At 61.6% G+C, this 20,200-nt stretch carries 13 protein-coding genes and 1 tRNA gene; 9 read left to right on the forward strand and 5 right to left on the reverse strand.

What is annotated here, in order from left to right; genetic code table 11:
* The first annotated feature begins 166 nt into the window (after window positions 1–166).
* Together OHL11_RS03060 and OHL11_RS03065 are read left to right on the forward strand one after the other, a co-directional pair.
* The gene (locus tag OHL11_RS03060; RefSeq protein WP_263370004.1) at window positions 167–4,354 is read left to right on the forward strand and encodes an Ig-like domain repeat protein; all 4,188 of its coding nucleotides are present in this window, start codon (window positions 167–169) and stop codon (window positions 4,352–4,354) included.
* 61 nt (window positions 4,355–4,415) lie between these two features.
* Window positions 4,416–5,744, forward strand: a complete 1,329-nt coding sequence (locus tag OHL11_RS03065; RefSeq protein ID WP_263370005.1) for an NHL repeat-containing protein — start codon at window positions 4,416–4,418, stop codon at window positions 5,742–5,744.
* Window positions 5,745–6,282: 538 nt separating this feature from the next.
* Here the strand turns inward: OHL11_RS03065 and OHL11_RS17255 are convergent.
* From OHL11_RS17255 to OHL11_RS03075, 3 genes are all read right to left on the reverse strand, one after another.
* Window positions 6,283–6,846 carry an Lcl domain-containing protein gene (locus OHL11_RS17255; RefSeq protein ID WP_390235327.1) on the reverse strand — a complete coding sequence of 188 codons (564 nt, stop codon included), beginning with the start codon at window positions 6,844–6,846 and terminating at the stop codon, window positions 6,283–6,285.
* 562 nt (window positions 6,847–7,408) lie between these two features.
* Window positions 7,409–7,485, reverse strand: a tRNA-Val gene (locus OHL11_RS03070).
* Window positions 7,486–7,551: 66 nt separating this feature from the next.
* Window positions 7,552–8,673: a glycosyltransferase family 2 protein gene (locus OHL11_RS03075; RefSeq protein WP_263370006.1), complete on the reverse strand. Its 1,122-nt coding sequence runs from the start codon at window positions 8,671–8,673 to the stop codon at window positions 7,552–7,554.
* Window positions 8,674–8,762: 89 nt separating this feature from the next.
* Between OHL11_RS03075 and OHL11_RS03080 the strand changes: the two genes are divergently transcribed.
* Window positions 8,763–9,518 (forward strand): thioesterase II family protein, encoded by a 756-nt coding sequence (locus tag OHL11_RS03080; RefSeq protein ID WP_263370007.1) that lies wholly within the window; start codon window positions 8,763–8,765, stop codon window positions 9,516–9,518.
* On the opposite strand, the gene OHL11_RS03085 is transcribed toward OHL11_RS03080, so the two are convergent.
* Together OHL11_RS03085 and OHL11_RS03090 are read right to left on the reverse strand one after the other, a co-directional pair.
* Window positions 9,499–11,838: a hypothetical protein gene (locus OHL11_RS03085; protein ID WP_263370008.1), complete on the reverse strand. Its 2,340-nt coding sequence runs from the start codon at window positions 11,836–11,838 to the stop codon at window positions 9,499–9,501. The genes OHL11_RS03080 and OHL11_RS03085 overlap by 20 nt on opposite strands.
* Window positions 11,825–13,150: an O-antigen ligase family protein gene (locus OHL11_RS03090; protein WP_263370009.1), complete on the reverse strand. Its 1,326-nt coding sequence runs from the start codon at window positions 13,148–13,150 to the stop codon at window positions 11,825–11,827. The genes OHL11_RS03085 and OHL11_RS03090 overlap by 14 nt, the downstream gene beginning before the upstream one ends.
* A 111-nt stretch (window positions 13,151–13,261) precedes the next feature.
* On the opposite strand from OHL11_RS03090, the gene OHL11_RS03095 reads away from it, so the two are divergent.
* The 6 genes from OHL11_RS03095 (at window position 13,262) to OHL11_RS03120 (ending at window position 20,199) form a co-directional block, all read left to right on the forward strand.
* Window positions 13,262–13,918, forward strand: a complete 657-nt coding sequence (locus tag OHL11_RS03095; protein WP_263370010.1) for a 4'-phosphopantetheinyl transferase family protein — start codon at window positions 13,262–13,264, stop codon at window positions 13,916–13,918.
* 227 nt (window positions 13,919–14,145) lie between these two features.
* Entirely contained in the window at window positions 14,146–15,309 is a 1,164-nt protein-coding gene (locus OHL11_RS03100; protein WP_263370011.1) for a WecB/TagA/CpsF family glycosyltransferase, read from the forward strand.
* 164 nt (window positions 15,310–15,473) lie between these two features.
* Window positions 15,474–16,493, forward strand: coding sequence for a polysaccharide biosynthesis/export family protein (locus tag OHL11_RS03105; protein WP_263370469.1), 1,020 nt, complete (start codon window positions 15,474–15,476; stop codon window positions 16,491–16,493).
* Window positions 16,490–18,661 (forward strand): exopolysaccharide transport family protein, encoded by a 2,172-nt coding sequence (locus OHL11_RS03110; protein WP_263370012.1) that lies wholly within the window; start codon window positions 16,490–16,492, stop codon window positions 18,659–18,661. The genes OHL11_RS03105 and OHL11_RS03110 overlap by 4 nt, the downstream gene beginning before the upstream one ends.
* 12 nt (window positions 18,662–18,673) lie before the next feature.
* Window positions 18,674–19,201 (forward strand): serine O-acetyltransferase, encoded by a 528-nt coding sequence (locus OHL11_RS03115; RefSeq protein ID WP_263370013.1) that lies wholly within the window; start codon window positions 18,674–18,676, stop codon window positions 19,199–19,201.
* Window positions 19,198–20,199 carry a glycosyltransferase family 2 protein gene (locus OHL11_RS03120; RefSeq protein WP_263370014.1) on the forward strand — a complete coding sequence of 334 codons (1,002 nt, stop codon included), beginning with the start codon at window positions 19,198–19,200 and terminating at the stop codon, window positions 20,197–20,199. The genes OHL11_RS03115 and OHL11_RS03120 overlap by 4 nt, the downstream gene beginning before the upstream one ends.
* Window position 20,200 lies beyond the last annotated feature (1 nt).

Genomic DNA, 20,200 nt, shown 5'->3' on the forward strand with positions numbered 1-20,200 from the left:
ATCGATGTAAGAAGGCCGTGAATACAGCTATTTTCAAGACTTGAGGAATTTCTCTCCAGAAGCACACTGGTTTGAATTACAACTGAGGCACACGTAAGTAAAAACCCTGCTGTCCTGGTCTTCCAGCGATCAATTCCTGATCCATGGAAGTTCTGCGAGGAGTCCCATGCCCATCCCCTCAGGTATCAAACGTTTTGCACTTCAATCCAGCTTCGCTCTTCTGGTGCCCTCCGCGTTCAGCGTGACGGCATCTGCCCAGGTCGCGGCTCATCAGGTAGCGCGCATCACGCAAACGATCGATGCGAAGAGCACCGTTCGTCTGCCGTATACGCATCCGGCGGTGGCGGACCATGCCACGGTGGGAGCTCGTGTGAGTGCGAGTCTGCCCGCGAAACACATGTTGCTGGTGCTCGCGGCGTCCGACGAGCAGGAGCTCGCGTTGCAGACTCTGCTGAGTCAGCAGCAGGATAAGAACTCAGCGAATTATCACAAATGGCTGACGCCGGAGACTTACGCGCAGTCGTTCGGCGTAGCGTCGTCGGACGTGGCCAAGATCACGGCATGGCTGCAGGACCAGGGGTTCAGCGTGGACAGCGTGGCGAAGAGCAGCCGCGTGATCACGTTCTCCGGTACTGCAGGGCAGGTGGAAGCGGCGTTTGCTACGGAGATTCACCAGGTGACGGTGGACGGCGAAGCGCACATTACGAACACGACGGACATTGCGATTCCGCAGGCGTTCGCGTCGGTAGTGCGCGGCATTGCTTCGCTGAATGATTTCCAGCCGAAGTCGAACGCTGTGGGCGCGCGCAATGTGCAGTTCTCTACGCCCTATGCGACGGCTTATGCGAACAACGGAATCTCCAGCCCGCTGTACACGAGCACCTCGAGCGGTGCGCACTATGTGACGCCGGGGGACGCGGCGATCATCTTCAACAGCACGCCGCTGCTCACTACGGGCATTGATGGCACGGGGCAGAAGATTGCGGTGCTTGGACGCACGGACATCAACCTTTCGGACGTGCAGCAGTTCCGCTCCATGTTCGGACTGAAAGCTAACGATCCGACGTTCACGCTGATCGGGCAGGATCCAGGCACGACGTCGGATGATGGCGAAGCCGATCTCGACGTGGAATGGGCCGGTGGTATGGCGCCTGGTGCGAACGTCAATTACGTTTACGCCGGCTCGAACTACTTCACGCAGTCGGGGATTGGGGATGCTGGCCTCTACGTGGTGGACAACAATCTCGCGGACATCATCTCGTTGAGCTACGGCGGATGCGAGACGAACAATGGACAGTCGAACACGGCGTTCTGGAACACGCTTTGGCAGCAGGCGGCTGCGCAGGGGCAGACCGTGTTTGTGTCCACCGGTGATTCAGCTGCGACGGGCTGCTCTTCCTCGACGCGCACGACGACAAGCTACGGCACGGCCTACGGTGTGAATGCGCTGGGGTCTTCGGCGTACAACGTCGCGGTAGGCGGCACGATGTTTGTGGACTACGGCCCGAACCAATACTGGGGAACGGGTTCTGCTGCACCGGTGCCTGCGGGCTACACGTTCACGACGGCGACGAGCTACATTCCTGAAGCAGCGTGGAACGAAGGAACGCTGACGACGGACGAGCTGAACACGCTTTCGACGGCGACCGTGACGGGCGGGGGCATTGTCGGCGGCGGTGGCGGCATCAGCATCTTCACGGCGCGACCGGCGTGGCAGGTGGGTTCGGGCATCTCGACCACGGCGGACCCGACGAACTGCGCGCTCAAGGTGAATGGCACGTGCATGGCCGCAGCGGCGTCAGGTTCGCTTACCACGGGCTTGCATCGCCTCGTTCCTGATATCTCGGGCATCGCTGCCTCGTCGCATGAGGCCGCCGTGTTCTGCTCGGAGAACTCCTGCTACAGCACGAGCAACGGTTATGGCATTGGCGCGGTGGGTGGAACGTCGGTGGCGACCCCGTTCCAGGCAGGTATTCAGGCGCTGATCAACCAGAAGAACGGTGGCCGCCAGGGTAACGCGAACTTCTACTACTACAAGCTGGCCAATCAGGATTATGTGGCAGGCAACTGCAAGGCCGTGAACGGGACAGCGGCTTCACCCGCGGTGACGCTGCCCGCAAGCACCTGCAACTTCCATGACGTGGTCGCGGGAGATAACCGTACGAAGTCGAGCTCGTCGGACACGACGGGCTTGGGCTTCTACTCGGCTGCTGGCTTTGATGAGGCGACCGGTCTCGGATCGATGAACGTTGCCAACGTGGCGACGAACTGGAGCAGCGTGGCGTTCAGTGCGACGAGCACCTCGTTTACGCTGACTCCGACGACCGGAGCGCACGGCGTCTCGCAGGCGTACAGCATCGCTGTGTCTTCCTCTGCAGGCACGCCGACGGGGGATGTGTCGATCATTGCGTCTACGACGATGCCGGGCACAAAGCTGCGTTATACGTTGAGTGGCGGTGCTGCGAGCGGTACGCTGAACAGCCTGCCTGGTGGCACCTACAACGTTTACGCCCACTATGAAGGCGATGGCACCTATGCGGCGAGCGACTCTGCACCGGTGCAGGTGACGATTGCGAAGGAAGCCAGCACGGTTCCGCTGACCCTGGCCGATTTCTATAACGGCTATGTACAGACGAATGTGACTTCGATCCCCTACGGATATCTGGTGGACCTGTATTCGACGGTTGCCAGCACCTCCGGATACGGCATTCCCTCAGGCACGCTCACCTTTGCGGTAAGCCGGAACGGAGCTCCGCTTGCACCGTTGACGGTGACGCTGGATGGCACGGGTACTGGCTCGCTGATTGCATCCGCTGGCTACAGCTCATTGCTGATAGCCCCGAACTACTCGGCTCTGTCGGCGGGTAGTTATACGGTGACGGCGACGTACTCGGGTGATTCGACATTCAACTCGAGCACGGGCACGATCTCGTTCGTGATCGCACAGCAGACGCCGACGATCACGCTGGCGCTTTCGCCAGCGGCCATCACCAGCGGCGGTAACGTGATGCTGAATGCTACGGTGTCAAACCCTGCAGGGCTTACGCCGACGGTCTCTTCGAATCCTTCGGGAACGGTGACGTTCACGGATACCACCACCGGCACTACGCTGGGTACGGCCACGATGAACAGCGCGGGAGTCGCTTCACTCACCACGACGTCGATTACGGCGAGTGGCGCGAACTCGATTACGGCAACCTATAGCGGCGACGCAAACTATGCCGCTGTTACATCGTTGGCCAAAACGGTGACCGTGGGTACACTGACGTCGACGACCACGACGGCGGGGTCCACGGCGAACGCTTACTACGTGCTGTCGACGGTGCCGCTGACGGCGACGGTGACACCGAGCGCGGCAACGGGCACGGTGTCCTTCTACTCCGACGGCGCTCAGGTAGGCTCGGCCAGCTTGAGTGGAGGCGTGGCGACGCTCAACACCACAGCACTCACCGCTGGTATCCACACGATCACCACCGCGTATGCCGGAAACACGACCTACGCGGGCAGCACGGGAACGATGTCGTTGGCGATCGCTCAGAACATCACGAGCACGACGCTGAACGCGCCGGTGAGCGCGGTGCTGGGCAATGCGGTCGCGCTCAGCGCTCGTATCACCCGCAGCCCCTCGCAGACCTCGGCTGGCACAGTGCTGCTGGGCGGCACGGTGTCGTTCTATGACGGCAGCACGCTGCTGGGTTCGTCCACGCCGGTGTATCTGCCGGGCGGCTACTACTACTACGTGGCGACGATCTCAACCACATCGCTGACGCGCGGGGTGCATACGCTGTCGGCGGTCTACTCGGGCGATGCCAACTTTGCAGGGTCTACCTCCACCGGAACGGTGAAGACGACGATCCTGCCTGGCAACATCTGGGTCGTCAACGGCAGCAGCTCGTTGTCGGGCATCAACTCGACGGGCGGCGCGCTTGCTACGACGAGCGGAGGTGGCACGGGTATCGCGATCGATGGCAGCGGCAGCATCTGGTCGTTGAACACGAGCGCGAGTAGCGTGGCGAAGTTCTCCAACACGGGCACGGTGGTCAGCAGCGGATACAACGGTGCTGGTTTGAATCTGCCTGCGGCGTTGGCGATCGACGGTGGCGGCAATGTGTGGGTTGCCAACAGCAACAGCACGGTGTCGGAACTGAGTGGGGCGGGAGTTGCGGTAAGCGGAAGCAGTGGCTTCCCCGCAGCAAGCTCGACGCCGAGCTCACTGAACATCGATGCTTCTGGCAACGTGTGGATCACGAGCTCCGGAGATAACTCGGTCACGGAAGTGATCGGAGCCGCAGCACCGGTGATCACGCCCACGGTGAAGGCCGTGGCCAACAACGCTCTGGCAGCCAAGCCCTAAACCGGATACCAGCTGCGCCCGCCGTGGAGACCCGGCGGGCGGCAGCGAAAGGAGAATCAACATGCAGATCAAGAATGTTTCTCAGAAGCAACGCTGGATGCGCGCAGGCGGTTTCGTCGTAGCAACGATGGCCGCTTTCGCGATGGTGGGATGCGGTATCGGCACGAACGGCAACGGAGCCAGTTCGGGTTCGACGGTGCTCACGGTAAAGGCGCAGGGCAAGGTGTTCGGCGGACAGCAGCCGATCTCCGGCAGCACGATTCAGCTCTATGCCGCCAGCCAGGTTGGCTATAACTATCCTGCAACGGCCCTGCTGACGAGCACGGTGCAGACCGACGGCAACGGCAACTTCTCCATCACGGGAACGTACACGTGCCCCTACGCTTCGTCGATGGTGTACTTGCTGGCCACGGGCGGCAACGCGGGCGCGGGGACGAATGCGAACATCGCGGAGATGGCTCCGCTGGGTGCTTGCGGCAACCTGTCGTCGAGTACGTTTGTGCTGGTGAACGAAGTGACTACGGTAGCGGGCGCGTATGCGTTGGCGCAGTTCATGAGTTCGCCGACGCAGCTGAGCACCTCACCGACGAACGTGACGGGGCTGACGAATGCGTTCGCTACGGTGAACAAACTCGTCACGATCTCGACGGGCAATACGCCTGGCACGGTGCCCGCTGGCACGACGGTTCCGTCGGCTCTGCTGAACACATTGGCGAACAGTCTTGCAGCTTGCGTGAACACGAACGGTGTTGGTGGCTCGAGCAACTACTGCGCGAACTTGTTCTCCTACACCACCCCTTCGGGTGGCAGCGCGCCGACCGATACGCTCACTGCTGCGCTGAACATCGCGAAGAACCCTGGGCTGAATGTCAGTGGGATCTACAGTCTGGCGTCTGCGTCCGCTCCGTTTCAGCCCACGTTGACCACCGCGCCCGCGGCCTACATTGTGGCGATCAAGTATGCACCGACAGGTGTTTCGGTGCCTTCGGCTGCGGCGGTGGATTCATACGGAAACGTATGGATCACGAACGCGGGGAATAACACTTTGACGGTGCTGGATGCGACGCTAGGCGCGCCGACGAGCTACGGCTCAGGTCTGTTGAGTGCGCCTTCTGCCATCGCGTTTGACGCCAACGGTAACGTGTGGGTTCCGAACAAGGGCAATAACTCGCTGAGCGTATTCCAGCCTTCGGGTGCAGGGTCTGTAGCTCTGAGCAGCTCGCTGAGTGCTCCGAGCAGCGTGGCTGTGGACGCGTCCGGGACGGTATGGGTGACCAACAATGGCAACAACTCGGTCACAGCGGTGACGGTTTCCGGCACGTCGGTCAGCGGGGCCTCGTCCTACTCTACGGGTGCTTCTCCTGTCGCTGTCGCTGTCAATCCGAACTAGAGAATAACTGGACCCGCAAACAAAGCCCGCGTTCCTCCTGATCTGAATTTTGATTCAGGGTGGAACGCGGGTTTGAGCTTTTCGCTCTATTTGATCTAAGTGGTTGGATCAAATGGTAGGCACGATTGGATTCGAACCAACGACCTCTACCGTGTCAAACGGCCCTCCACACAACAAAGTGTGGAGAGAAACGCCCGAGGAGGGACGCGGATGACGCGCCACGCTCTGTGTAGGCGTGAAGTCTAAGGGTGTCATCGTGGGTTGATGGCGTACTTTGACCTAGTCGAGCTCCCCACCGTGTCAACGGCTTTCCGCGTCCATGAGCGTCGCAGAATTGTCGCGCCTAGGCAGGGCAGTAACTGCCCCGCTTGAATAGCTGTTCTTGCCTCCAAATGATTAATAAGTTGAATAATCAAATTGTTATAGGTAAGGCATTGCTCTTATCGCGAAAGCCAATTACAGAAAATATCGACTACCCTTATCTCGTACCGAGAGTCAAGAATGACAAGCTCCGCTGATTTTGTAGGTGGAACATCAATTACTCAGTTTTTGTTGCATCGGAAACGCAAATAGCTCGTCGGTCCGATTTCGCATTAGCACCGGAATAAAAACTAGCATCATCTTTTCTTTCATAGCCGTTGATGAAATCAAAGAAAAATGCAAAATCGTCAACCTTGGTCCCGCTCCAAATGTTCCCAGTTAAAAACAAATTCCCTCTCACGTGAAACATCATAGGTTTTTGCGGATGCCACCGAGACTTAGGAATGCGTCCTATGGAAATCGCATTATAGTCGTAAAGCGTTCGCAGTTCCCCTATTGTAGGTAGACGCCAGCCTGAATGATTTGACTCACGAGAATTTCGGCAAAACCTTTCGGCTTCTCGCCAGTTCACGTCCTTACCGTTGTCGCGTCTCATCCAGGTCAGCCTCGTAGCCGAGTCATACCATACGACATCATTCTGAGCCGCAAGGGACGATACGTGAGGAAGAACAAGTGCAATTACCACTGCTAGTTGAAGCCTAGAACGCATGTGCAGTCTTTTGAAAAGCGTTAACGAAGCCGAAAAATAGGGCCATTTTCGCTCCTTGAAGCCCGCCCGCATTATGAATCAGATTATTGTTGCTCTCGATTAGAGCTTCAAACTTATCTCTCGGTAGAGCGGGGTTCAGATAATCTCCTATCGGTATGTTGCTCTGGATTCTAATGTGACTCTTTCTGGAATTTACAAATGATTGATCGCCCCTCGCGATAGAGCGATGCGTGCGTTGCTACAGTAAGACATCGCATTCAACCAGCCGCCGCTCTTTCATCCGAGTGCCGCCAAACATCGATGAAAGGGCGTGCGCCGTAATTTGCTCGGTGGCGCGGCCGAAGCGGAGGCACTCCACCCGTCATCACGGGTGCAGAATCAGGGTGCATCGTCGCCTACGGAATCACCAGTGGTTGGCTATAGCGGCGGAACCCCGAATAGCCATCGAAGGAACGAGCTTTCCCGAGACGGGAGCCGATACGCTGTTTTGATGAGTATGGCTCACCGCGAAGATGGCACGCGTTAGAACGCCGAAGCACATGCAAGCACGCAAAACAAAACCCGCGTTCCCCTGATCAAGGTGGAACGCGGGTTTGAGCTTTTCGCTCTATTTGATCTGAATGATTGGATCAAATGGTAGGCACGATTGGATTCGAACCAACGACCTCTACCGTGTCAAGGTAGCGCTCTAACCAACTGAGCTACGCGCCTTCATGCGTTCCTCTAGTTTAGCGCAGGTTGCGGAATTCGGCAATTTGCGGCGAGTGCCGTGTAGCGTTAGTCGTTGCGCTCGGTGCGGACCCAGCCGGCGTTGCCTTCCGCGGCCGCCTTCGTCTGCTTGCGCAGCAGCAGCTTGAAGACAAGGTACTTCGGCACGCTGAGCAGCGCGCGGAGCATCGCCAGAGGCTGGCCAGAAAGCACGGCGGAGACGGCGACGTAGAGCACCAGTGCGAGGAGGCCAGTGGCTGCGTAGGTGCGTGTCCACGCGATGGGAGGCAGCAAGCCGAGCAGGAGCAAGGGGACGCCGGAGCCAACGGGGAGAGCGATGAGGTCGAGCAGTGGCTCAAGCAGACGGATACGACCGCGAAGCACTTCCTGCAGTAACGGCCCCGCGAACTGCTTGCGCATGGCCGCGCGGCCGCCTTCCCAGCGAGCGCGTTGTGTGCCGGCGGCGGCGGAGTTGTCGGGGACTTCGCCGAAGACGTTGGCTGCGTCGAGGAAGGTGACTTTGCGTCCGCGGCGCACAAGTTCTAGGTGGTATTCGAGGTCTTCGACGAGCGAGTGCGAGGTGTAGGGGATCGCCTCCAGCGTGGCGCGCGAAAGCGCGAAGCCGTTGCCGAAGATGCCGCTGGAGAGGCCGAGCGTTGCGCGTCCGCGCGGACGCAGCACGTTGAAGCCGTAGAGCGCGAGTGCCATGAGACGTTGGCGTTCGGTGTTCTGCGCGCCGGCGGCGATATAGCGCGCCTGCACGGCGTCTGCCCCGGCAGAGAACGCGGCGCGGGCTTCGGCGATGAGCGCAAGCGTGGCTTCGGAGTCTGCGTCGATGACCATGACGGCGTCTGCGCCGTGGCTGAGGGCGATGTCGAAACCGTAGAAGAGCGCTGCGCCTTTGCCGCGTGCGCCGTCGTCGTTCAGCGGCAGTGAAACGGCTCCTGCTTCGGCGGCGCGTTGCACGGTGGTGTCTTTGCAGTTGTGCGCGATGACGAAGATCCTATCGGCGGGCACACCCGCGGCGAGGATGCTGCGCACGCAGGCGCCGACGAGCTTCTCTTCGTTGTGCGCGGGCACGATGACGGCGAGGTCGATGTTGGCTGTGCCGCGCGGCGAGGCGGGCTTGATGATCGCCGCGAGTGAGAGCACGAGCAGCTCGAGCACGAGCGGCAGTGTGGGGGCGAGCAACAGGACCGCGATGATGGTGAAGACGAGATGCAGGGCGGGCTCCTCAAAAGTACCGCGAAACTTGCTGACGAGATTCTAGACTGAGAAGCGTGAACGACTGGATACCACTTCGGCTGCTGGAGTCAGCAAGCGCAACACCGCGACTGTTTTGTCTGCCGCACGCAGGTTCGGGCGCGGCGGGGTTCTTCCGCTGGCGGCGCATGGTCTCCGCGTGGAATGTGTGCCCGGTGCAGTTGCCGGGGCGCGATGCGCGCATGATGGAGCCTGCGATCACGGACGCGACGGCGTTGGTGGACGCGATGCATGCGGCGTTGAAGCCGCATCTGACGCAGCCGTATGCGCTCTTCGGGCACAGTATGGGCGCGTTGCTGGCGGCGTTGTGGGCGCAGAGGATCGAGCGGGAAGGTTTGCTGCAGCCGATGGCGCTGGTGCTATCGGGGCGTGGTGCGCCGAGCGAGCGGCCGGTGTTTCCGCTGCTTGAAACGATGAGCGACGAAGAGCTGTTGCACGCGCTCGATGCGCGCTTCGGCGGCGATAGCGCGACGACGCTGATGGCTGACCCGGAGCTGCGCGCGCATTATCTGCCTCTGCTGCGGGCGGACCTTGCGGTAGTCGACAGTGCGGATGTGACGCGGTTTGTCGAGCCTCTGCGGGTGTCGACGTATGTGCTGCGCGGAGCGGACGATCCTGCGGTGCCGTTGGCGAGCGCGGAGCGTTGGCGGCGGCACGGGGCGGGGGCGTTCCGGCTGCAGAGTTTTCCGGGAAATCACTTCTTTCACTTCAACGACAGCGAAGCTGCGGTGTTGAAGCTGCTGGAAGAGATTGCTACCGCTCCGTCCAGGTAAGGACCGTCATGGAGAACGGCGGCAGCGAGCGTGTGGCGGCGTTCTTCTCGTTCGCGGTGCGGAGTTTCACTTGTTCGCCGTGCTCGTTGTTGTCCGTGATGCGCGCGGAGGTGAGCGTGGTGACGGTGACGCCCGCGGCGGTGGGGTTCATGGCGGCGATGTTCAGCGGCAGCGCTTGGGTGCGGCTCAGGTTGAAGAGGATGAGCGAACGCTTCGCGCCATCGGCGAAGGCGAAGCTTTGTAGCTGATGGATGTTGCCAGCGGCGATCTTGTCGTTGGTGCTTGCAGCTTGCGACCACGTCGGGTTCAGGCCGCTTGTCTGGACTGCGACCATGTTTGCCAGCAGCGCGTGGTTGACGGCTTCGAGTGCGAGGAAGGCAGGGCGGCGCGCGTTGGTGTTGCCGCCCATGTCGACGACGCCACCCCATAGCGGCGTGTTGCGCTTGGAGCCGCCGCTGCTGGTGAAGCCGTTGGAGAACTCGGGCAGCGCGAAGAAGCATTGGTCACTGATGCCGAGTTCGCGCAGCATGAGCAGCATGTGGTCGGCCACGGCGAGTCCGCCGCCGAGCGAAGGCACGGTGGTGTCGATCGCGTCCTGCGTGATGTTGGCGCTACCGGTCGCTGTGCCGAGATTTACCTCGTAGACGCTGAGTTTCTTGCCTGCGGCGAACTTGTTCAGCGTGTCGCGCTGCTGGGCCATGAAGCCGTTGCTGTTCAACTCTTCGGGCTGCGCGAACATACTGCCGAAGATGGCTTCGCTGCTCGATGCATCGTTGAACTCGCTGAAGAGGTAGGGTGCAACGGCGAGCGAATCGGCCGCGCCGTTCAAGGCTTTCGCTTCCTGCTCGCTCCACCACGGCACGGCGAACCATGAGCCTGCGACGAGGTCGTAGTGTGCATCGTTGAAGCTCGGCGAGTGGCGCGCGGCATTGAAGACAGCGGCGGCGCGCTGGCCGTAGGCGGTGGGGTCGTGGATCGCCGCGCCGGCGAAGCTCATCACGTTCCACTGCTCGTTGCCGAGCTCGAGATGGATGGTGGGGAAGACATCGCTCCACGGTCTGGCGTGGCCTGCGGCCGCGCGCATGGCGCCGTAATGCGTGGTTGTGGGGCCTGAGAGGTAGTCGATGAGGCCTTGCATCTCCCACGGCGAGAAGCCTGCGGGGAGCGAGATCCACGGCTCTGCGCCGACGGCTGCGGAGAGCTCCAGGACTTCGGGCACGCCGAGCGCGATGTCTTCGCTGCGCTGCGACTGCGTGCTGTAGCCGGTGCGACGGCGGGCGAACTGCGGGGCGAGGAGATCGTCGAGCGAGGCGCCGAAGTTTGCGCCGTTATCCATAAAGCGCAGGATGCCGGGCTTGTACTCGCGGAGCGCGGCGACGACTTCATCGCGGAAGGCTGTGGTGTTTCCAGCGCTGCGCGCGGGCGTGAGGCTCACGTCGTCCATCAGGATCGACGCGCTTTCGAGCAGGAACTGCAAGCGCACGGAGCCGATGGCGCCGGGCTTGTCGTTGGCGGCGATGCTGAGGCTGTACTCGTGCCACTGCGGGCTGAGCGTGACCTGCTTGTCGAGGAAGTTCTCCGCGCCGTGCTGCGTGTCGAGCCGCTGCAGGATGATGTGCAGCGGCTTGGCGCCGCTCAGGGACTTCGCTTTGAAGGTGAGCGTGTAGTTGCCGTGCAGGTGCACGAAGCTGTGGCCCTCAAGCGTGTCGAAGTAGGTGGTGAGTTCGGCGCTGCCGCAACCGCTGAGCGCGTTGAGGCGCAGTGTTTGATGGCCGATGGCGTTTGGTGGAAGGTCGGTGCGCTCGGCCTGGGCGTTGGCGCCGCACTGGAAGTTGGTCCACCAGCCTGCGGTGGGATCGCCGGGCTTGTCGGCGCGGACGAGCAGGAAGTCGTTGTCCCTGGGCTGGCGGTCGAGGGTGTTGAAGTTCAGCGTGTAGCCGAGCGGCGAGATGCCGGCGTGGCTTTCGGTGACGCGTGAGATCGCGCCTGCGGCGGGTCCGCTCAGCACCTGCGCCCACGCGCCGTCGAGGAAGCCATCGGGCCAGACGGTGTATTCGTTCTCGTCCGAGCAACTGGAGCGGCCGAAGTGCTTGCAACGCAGGACGGTTTGCCAGGTCTCGCCCTCGAAGCCGGGATTGCGCTGGATGAGGTTGCGCGCCATCTGGCCGGAGTCGTAGAAGGTCTGCCCGCTGAGGTTGATGCCGAAGCGTTTGACGCCGCGGTGCAGCACGCGCGGAGTGACGGTGACGGTCGTCTGCGCGGGAAGCGCTGCGACGGAGGCAAGAATCGCCGCGCAGGCGACGGCGTTACGCCATGACATTGTGGAACTCCAGCTTGGGCTGCTCAGGCTGCACGCGGTTCAGCACCTGCGACCATCCTGCGATGAGGAAGAAGAGCTCATAGGGCTGGTTGCCGAGAAACACTGTTCCCACGGTGAGCAATAACCCGGCATAGGTGCCGAAGAGTGAGAACGCGAAGAAGCGGTCCATGCGGTCTTTGGTGACGGCGGCTGCAGCGAAGAGGCGGATGAGCGCTTCCACGCCGAGCAGACACATGGAGGCGAGCCCAACCCATCCCTGCGTGAGCCAGATGAAGAGGTACTCGTTGTCGATGGACTCCTGCCCAGGCACGCGGCGGAAGGCCTGTCCCCAACCGAAGGGGCCGCCGGCGATCGCGGTGGGCTTGTAGTTGTCGAAGAGCAGGGCGCGATATTGCGCGGTCTGCGCTTCGGCGCTCGAGGGGTCTGCATTGACGAGATGTTGCTTGACCTGCACGTAGGTGAAACCAAGGATCGGCAGCGTGATGCCAAAGAACAGAACGCAGTTGCGCCAGATGTGTTTGCTTTTGCCGATGAAGGCGATGGGCAGCGCGAAGAGGCAGCCGAGCCACGGGCCGCGCGCCTGCGTGGTGAAGAGGAAGATCGCCAGCAGGATGAAGATGATCGTCTTCACGTTGAGCGGGTGGTTCGGGAACCAGGGAAACTTTTCGGGCCAGGGCTTTGCGTAGGAAACCCACACGGCCAGCATGATGCCGAAGAGGATGACCATGCCGGCAAGCTCGGACTGACCGTAAGGGCCGGAGACGCGGCCGAATCCCCAACGCAGCTGCGTCTTCCAGGCAAAGGATTCGTTCTGGAAGAAGCGTCCCCACACGAGCGTGAAGGGGTTGATGCTCATGCGGTACTCGTAGAGCGAGATGATGCCGCAGATGGTCATGAGCGTGACGATGCGTCGCGCGGTGGCGGCGCGGATGCCTGATTGCTCGATCAGCACCTTGCCGATCATGTAAGGGATGAGGCCTTCGCAGACGCCGTAGTAGAGGTTGAAGATGGCGGCGGTCGTGCGCTCGGCTTTGTATTCCGTAACGCAGGTGCTGAGAAGGAAAAGGCCGATCCAGATGTCGGAGGTGGTAAAGCGCCAGCGGCGCATGAGCGTGAGCACGATGGCGGCGCCGATAGGCAGCAGTGCCGACTGGCCGACCGTGATCGGCGGCAGCGCCGAAATCTTCCAGTAGTAATACGACGGGAAGAGCACGAAGAACGGCAGGAAGTAGCGCAGGAAGACGTGCGGAACGGAGTATCGGAAGAGAGCGAACGCGCAAATCAAGCACGGGATGAGGACGATGATTTGCATGGACGCGGCTCGCTTGCCTTCATGCTATCGTGCGAAGACGTTCCGGCAGACAAGGGTATCTTGCACGGCAACGTTACCTTGTGGTGATTGTGCGGGCGAAGAGGAGCGGATGTGGCAGCCGAAGCGGCAGATCAGATCATCGTGGGCCTGATGCGAACGGCGCAGGCGACGCCCGCAGAATACGCCGCCGCGCTGGTCCTGCTGTCCTCTGAGGAACGCGATCGAGCTGCGAGGTTCCTGAGGGAGGAGCCGCGGCAGGAGTTTGTGTTTGCCCGGGCGCTGTTCCGGCGCATGGCATCGCAACGGCTGGGCATCGCTCCGCAGGCCGTAACGTTACGTTTCGGCGAGCGGGGCAAGCCGATGACCGAGGAGCTGGAGTTCAATCTGAGCCACACGCGAGGGCTGGTGGCCTGTGCGCTGGGGGGCAGGATTGCCGTGGGAATCGATATTGAGGCCGATTCTTCCCAGATAGAGGCGCTGGAACTGGCAGAGACGGCGTTCTCACCCTCGGACGTCGCCGAGTTGCGCAACCTGGCAGATCCGGTCGCCCAGCGATATTGGTTTTTGCAGCGTTGGACGGAGCGGGAGGCGGTAGCGAAGTGTCTGGGACAGGGAATCGCTGATCCTAGGGCCTTGCACGGGGATTGGAGCCAGGGGGTAACTCTTGAGAGTCTGTCAGTTGGCGATGGATACTTCGGCTCTCTTGCTTATTCGGCGCAGGCATGTTGTTCTGTGGTGGAGCAATGGTGGTTGCTCGGCGCACTTTGATCAGAGCAATAGTAATTCCCTCTGGTTCCGACACGTTTACAGCAAACTGCTAGAACGAAAGTATCGCTCCTGTTTTTCTGATTGAGTATCGCCATTTGATGGGTCAGTGCTGGTTACCAAAGTGTGACTTCCGCTGGGCTCAAAGTGGAATGGGATGTGATGAGGATCAATGAAACGATTTAGCTGTCAATAGCAGCCAAATTGCTTCGGATCGTAGAGCTTTCCCCATGACACGCAAAAATTCACGAGTCGTCTCGCTGTTCGGGCTCCCCATCTCCAACGTTTCGATGGAGCGCGCGGTGGCGAGCATTGAATCGCGCATTCGTTCTGGCGGCAGTTACCAGATCGCCACGGCGAACCTCGACTTCGTACGCAACGCCCGTCGCAACCCGGAGTTGCACCGCGTAATCTGCGAGTGCGCCATGGTGCTGCCTGACGGATTCCCGCTGGTCTGGGCCTCGCGCCTGATGAAGCGCCCGTTGCATGAGCGCGTCGCCGGGTCGGACCTTACGGTCGAGCTGGCAAAGCTTTCTGCAGAGAAGGGCTACGGCATCTTCCTGCTCGGTTCCACGGATGAGAACGCGCAGGACTCCATGCGCGTTTTGAGCGAGCGTTTCCCCGGCGTGAACTTCGTCGGCCACTACGCTCCGCCGCCGCGTCCGCTGGACCAGATGGACAACACCGAGATCCTGCACCGCATTCATGCGGCGAACCCGCATATTCTGCTGGTTGCGTTCGGTAACCCGAAGCAGGAGTTCTGGATTCACCGCAATATGGACAAGCTCCGCGTACCGGTAGCGATCGGTATCGGTGGCACGCTGGAGATGGTGGCAGGCGCGAAGAAGCGTGCGCCGCGCTGGATCCAGGCCGTGAACCTCGAGTGGGCGTACCGCATGATGCAGGAGCCGATGCGCCTGATTCCGCGCTACTGGCACGATATCGTGGCGCTGGTGCGTTACCTGCCGCGTGAAGTGCTGGCCCAGCGTTTGCAGTGGAAGCGCGCAGAAGACGGTGCGATCCGCCTGGACACGCAGCGCGGACAGGTGACCGCCCATGTGCGTGGCGCGTTGACCGGCAGCCTTTGCCGTGAAGTGCGTGATCTGGTGACGGACGCGATTCGTCGCGGCGAAAACGTGACGGTGGACCTGGCGGAAGCGACGCAGTTGAACGCGGACGGCCTGGGCTGCTTGCTGGACGCACGTCGTACGCTGCAGAACCGCGGCCTTGATTTCTACATCGTCAGCCCGAACGGTGCGGTGCGTCGCATTCTGGACGCTTCGGCGCTGCAGTCGATGCTGCACGATCAGACACACCCTCAGCGTTCGCCTGCTGTATCGGCGAAGGAGTTCCGCGAAGAGACCCTTCCGCAGGTCGATCGACTCTCCGCCTAGCAGAGGGCGGGCCATTCGATGGCGCCGCTGCTTACTACTCTGATTCGCGCTCAACTTGATTCAAGCCACGGAAGTGTAAGAGCTTCTGTAGCCCAGCGCACCTACCATAGGCTTTGATGAACCACCGGGCTGTCATCTTGGGTTGCAGGTTCCTTGCTTTGAGCATGGGAACCGTTGTGCTGGGCGGCGCGCTCTATGCGCAGCAGCCACAGCCGAGTGATCCTGCGCCTGCGACGCCCGCACCTGCGAGCCTCAGCGACATTCTGCAGTACGAAGCCCCTGCGAACCAGCCGTATCGGCTGGGCCGTGGAGACGTCTTGAATGTCTTGGTGGAAGGTCGCCCTGAGCTGACGGGCCATCAGACGGTCGGCCCTGACGGCAGCATCAGTATGCCGCTCATCGGTTCGGTGCAGGTGGTTGATATGACGCGTGACGACGCCGCTCATGCGATTCACGATGCGCTGCTGAAGTACTACACCTTCCCGATCGTTACGGTGACGGTGGACGGCTATAACTCCAATCGGGTGCTGCTGCTTGGTTCGATCTCGAGCCCCGGTATGCAGACCTTCGATCACACACCCACGTTGCTCGAAGTGCTGGCGCACGGCGGCGGCGTCACGCATAGCGGCTTGAACAGCCGAAGCGGCGGTGGTGGTAATGGCGGTGGTGGAGGCTACGGCGGAGGAAGCGGCGGTGGTGACTCTGATCCCATGCCCGATCGTGCGGTGATCTATCGCCACAACCAGACGGCGATCACGCTGGAAGTGCGTAAGCTGGTCGCTTCCGGCAGCCCGCTCGCGAACATCCGCCTGCAGCGCGACGACATTGTTTTTGTGCCGGCGCCGAATGATCGCTACGTCTCGGTACTTGGACAGGTGCAGCGTCCGGGGTCGCAGATGCTCGACCCGCACACGACGCTGGCGCGTCTGCTTTCTGACGCTGGCGGCTTGATGCCGACCGCGGGCAAGAACCCGAGCATTCGGATCATCTCTGCGGCAAGCGGTAAGCAGCGCGAGATTCCGTTCAACAACCTGCTGAACCCGCGCACCTCGGAAGTGAAGCTCGAGGCGGGTGATGTGATCTTCGTGCCGGAGAGCGGCTTCAATTCGGTCGCTTACGTGCTCGAAAAACTTTCTCCGCTGATCAGCATCTTCTCCACCGCAGCACTGTTGAACCAACGATGAGCGATACACGCAAAGGATCGATCGTGCGCGGCACGGACCAGGACTTCGCCCGAGGCGATGCGATCCCTCGCGCCAGCTCGCGGGCAGGACACAGCGCAGCTTTCCGCCTCGATCTGCAGCGGGCTTTTGCGATGCATGGCAAGGTGGCGATGCTGGCGGGCTTCCTGGTGTTCGCGCTGGTCTTCCTCGTTGGCTTGACGCGTAAGAAGCACTACAGCGCGGAGACGATTTTCTATGTGGCTCCTGTGCAGCGCGAAGTGCTGAACGCCAATGGCCCCACGGGCTATGACGACATGCGCTACAGCGCCACGCTGCAGCAGTTGATGCAGACGATGCAGCGCATGGACGTGGCCGAGAAGGCCGTACGCAGCCTGCCGGAGGGTGTGTGGCGCGCTCCGAATGAACCTGTCCGCGTGGCCGCAGCCAACCTGATCGGCAACCTGAGCGTGCAGCGCTCGGGGAGCAGCTTCCAGATGGTGGCGGACCTTACGGGCGATGACCCTGACGCGACGGCCGCTGCATTGAACGCGCTGGCTGCGACCTTTATCGCGCAGGTGAAGAACGATACGGATGGCCCGACCGAGCAGCAGATGAAGCTGCTCGAAGCCGAGCAGCAGACGGTGGCCGACGCGCTCGTGAAGGACCAGGACAAGCAGGCGCGCCTTTCTGCCGCTTTGGGCGTCGCGCGTCTGAGCACGGACAAGAGCAATCCGCTGGATGACAGTGTGGCGCAGCTTCGGCAGCAGCTTTTCTCCGTGGAGCAGGCACGTCAGCAAACGTTGACGCAGGCCAGCGGCAACAGCGGCGAAAGCAATGATGCGCTGGCGACGCCGGCCGCTACGTTGCTTTCTTCGCTGAACTCTCGCAAGGCCACGCTGCAGTCGCAGATGGCAGGGATGACGCCGGCGAACCCGATTTACCAGCAAGACCAGGTGGAGCTTGCGGCAACGGACCGAGAGCTTACCGACGCGACGGCGAAGTTCGAGAAAGACCGCCGCGATCGCGAGCAGACCCGTCGCCATGAGCTCGAAGCGCGCTCGGCTGGGCTTGAGCGTGAGCTGAAGGACAGGCTGCTGCACCAGACTGAATTGGCTGCGCGTTCTGCGCCGCAGCTGCAGGAGTATGCTTCGCTGACCGCGGAGACGGACCGCCTGCAGACACGCGCCAATGCTATCGACGATGCGATGCGCGGCATTGAAGTGCAGCGTCGCTCGCCGTCCTTCGTGCGGGTAGCAATTCCCGCAACCCCGCCGCTGCTTCCGGAGCCGGGCAAGCGCAAGCTGCTGCTGCTGGGTTCGGTGCCGCTCGGTATCTTTGTGGCGATCGCTGTAGCTGTGCTGCTGAACTCGCGTGAGCGCCGCATCTTTGTCGGCCGCGATGTGGAGCGCATCCTCGGCTTCCGCCCGATGGCTGTGCTGCCGGCCGCAGAAGAGGTTTCCGAGCCGGTGCGCGATTCGTACCTGCTGCGTCTAGCAGGAGCGATCGAAAACTCCTACCGCAATGGAGCGCGCACGTTTGCGTTCACCGCTCCCAGCCCGGAGACGGATGTCGAGGAGCTGGTCTTCCATCTGCAGAACAAGCTGAAGGAGATGGGCTACGCGGTGCTTTGGGTGGGTAGCGATACGCTGCTGCGCGCGGAGCGTGACTTCGAAGAAGCCTATGGTCGTGGGCCGGACTTGAGCGAAGAGGCCCGTCACGGCGAACATGGCACCGATGGTTTGGCGGCTGCGCGTCTTGCATGGCTGCAGGGTGACTACGATTTTGTCCTGGTCGATACGCCTTCGCTGACGATCTCCGGTGAGGCTGAGTACGCCGTGCGTCGCTGCGATGCGACCGTGCTGGTGAACGAAAGCGCAGTGACTACGCGCGAAGATCTGTACATCGCTGGCGAAATCCTGGAGCGCATCGGCCTTGGCGGCGTGGGCGCGGTGGTGAAGAACCTGAAGCTGGAGAACGCGGATGTGCTCTTCCAGCACACCGTGCAGAAGGCGGAAGAAGACCACGCTCGTCGTGCGCCGCGCGAGCCGCGAGACAACGAAGGTACGTGGCAGGTGCTCGAAGCAGGAACGACGCGCGAACTCGTACTGCCGGGCGATCCGGTGGCGCGCAATCGTCGTCGCCGCCGTCCCGCGAACGCGGCATCGCCCAAGTTCACGTCCGTAAGCTAATCTCTAGCCATCATGTTTGAGAACATCCGCGAAGACTGGCACGCTCATAACAAAGACTGGACGCGCCAGGGGTTCTGGGTCATGGTCGTCTACCGCTTCGGGCGCTGGCGCTATGGCATCAAGCCGCGTGTGCTGCGTGTGCCGTTCTCGTTCCTCTACAAGTTTATGAAGTTCTGGGCTGACTGCGTGCTCGGCGCGGAGATTCCGTGCGAGGTGCAGATCGGTCGTCGGCTTTCGATCGAACACACGGGCACGATCGTCGTGAGCGGCGATGCGAAGCTTGGCGATGATTGCGTGCTGCGCCACGGTGTGACGCTGGGACTGCGGAACCGCGGCCGTCGTGGCTCACCGCAGTTGGGCGATCGCGTGGACATTGGCGCAGGCGCGAAGCTGCTTGGCCCCATCACCGTTGGCGATGATGTTGCGATCGGCGCCAACGCGGTGGTGTTGCAGGACATCCCTTCGAACCATATCGCTGTGGGCAATCCGGCGGTGATCAAGCCTCGCAAGACACTTCCTCCGCTCGCGGAGAACGCATGAGCCAGATCGGCAAACTCAGCGTTGTGATCATCGGGCGCAATGAAGGCCCGCGCCTCGCGCGCTGCCTGGTGAGTGTGTGCGCGATGCACAATGCCGGTTGGGAGAGCGAATACATCTACGTCGACTCAGGCTCGACGGACGACTCACTCGAGATCGCTGCGGAGCATGGCTTTCGCGTATTGGAACTGACCGGTGGCAAGCCTACTGCGGCGCGCGGACGCAACGCCGGTTGGCGTGCCGCGACGGGCGATGTTGTGCTCTTTCTCGATGGCGACACCGTGCTCGATCGCGAGTTTGTGGCGACGGCTGCGCAGGCGTTGGTGGAGCCCACGACGGCGGTGGTGTGGGGCCATCGGCGAGAGCTGTATCCGGAGCAATCGATCTACAACCGCGTGATGGACCTCGATTGGATCTACGCACCGGGGTGGACGCCGTTCTGTGGTGGCGACGCGCTGTTTCGCCGCGACGTGTTGGCGGCGGTTGACGGCTTTGATGAAACGCTGATCGCGGGTGAAGAGCCGGAGCTTTGTCGGCGCATCCTCGCGCACGGCGGGCGCATTCTGCACATCGATGTACCGATGACGAAGCATGATCTTGCGTTGCGCAACTTCAAGCCGTACTGGGCACGCGCCGAGCGTGCAGGCCATGCGTATGCTGAGGTCGCGGCGCGTTTCGCGGCATCGGGCGAGCCGTTCTGGCAGGATGAAGTTGCGCGCAATCGCAAGCGCGCGATGGTGTTGCTTGCGGCGCCTGTTGCTGGCTTGCTGCTCAGCGTAGCGCTGCGTTCGTGGTGGCCGATCGTGCTGGTGCTGCTGGCGTATGTGGCGCTGGTACTGCGCACAGCGTGGAAAGCGCGGTGGAAGTCGAAGGACGCCGTCACGCTGCTGCTCTACGGTGTGCACTCGCACTTGCAGCAGATCCCGATCTTCTTCGGGCAGCTTCGCTTCGCGCGCAACCGTCGCAAGGGCGTTCGCTCGGAACTCATCGAATACAAATAGG

The sequence above is a fragment of the Granulicella cerasi genome (assembly GCF_025685575.1).
GTDB lineage: Bacteria > Acidobacteriota > Terriglobia > Terriglobales > Acidobacteriaceae > Granulicella > Granulicella cerasi.

Coding starts and splice junctions, on each gene's coding strand:
- OHL11_RS03060 (WP_263370004.1), top strand. CDS start 167: ATGCCCATCCCCTCAGGTATCAAACGTTTTGCACTTCAATCCAGCTTC.
- OHL11_RS03065 (WP_263370005.1), top strand. CDS start 4,416: ATGCAGATCAAGAATGTTTCTCAGAAGCAACGCTGGATGCGCGCAGGC.
- OHL11_RS17255 (WP_390235327.1), bottom strand. CDS start 6,846: ATGCGGGCGGGCTTCAAGGAGCGAAAATGGCCCTATTTTTCGGCTTCG.
- OHL11_RS03085 (WP_263370008.1), bottom strand. CDS start 11,838: ATGTCATGGCGTAACGCCGTCGCCTGCGCGGCGATTCTTGCCTCCGTC.
- OHL11_RS03090 (WP_263370009.1), bottom strand. CDS start 13,150: ATGCAAATCATCGTCCTCATCCCGTGCTTGATTTGCGCGTTCGCTCTC.
- OHL11_RS03100 (WP_263370011.1), top strand. CDS start 14,146: ATGACACGCAAAAATTCACGAGTCGTCTCGCTGTTCGGGCTCCCCATC.
- OHL11_RS03105 (WP_263370469.1), top strand. CDS start 15,474: ATGGGAACCGTTGTGCTGGGCGGCGCGCTCTATGCGCAGCAGCCACAG.
- OHL11_RS03110 (WP_263370012.1), top strand. CDS start 16,490: ATGAGCGATACACGCAAAGGATCGATCGTGCGCGGCACGGACCAGGAC.
- OHL11_RS03115 (WP_263370013.1), top strand. CDS start 18,674: ATGTTTGAGAACATCCGCGAAGACTGGCACGCTCATAACAAAGACTGG.
- OHL11_RS03120 (WP_263370014.1), top strand. CDS start 19,198: ATGAGCCAGATCGGCAAACTCAGCGTTGTGATCATCGGGCGCAATGAA.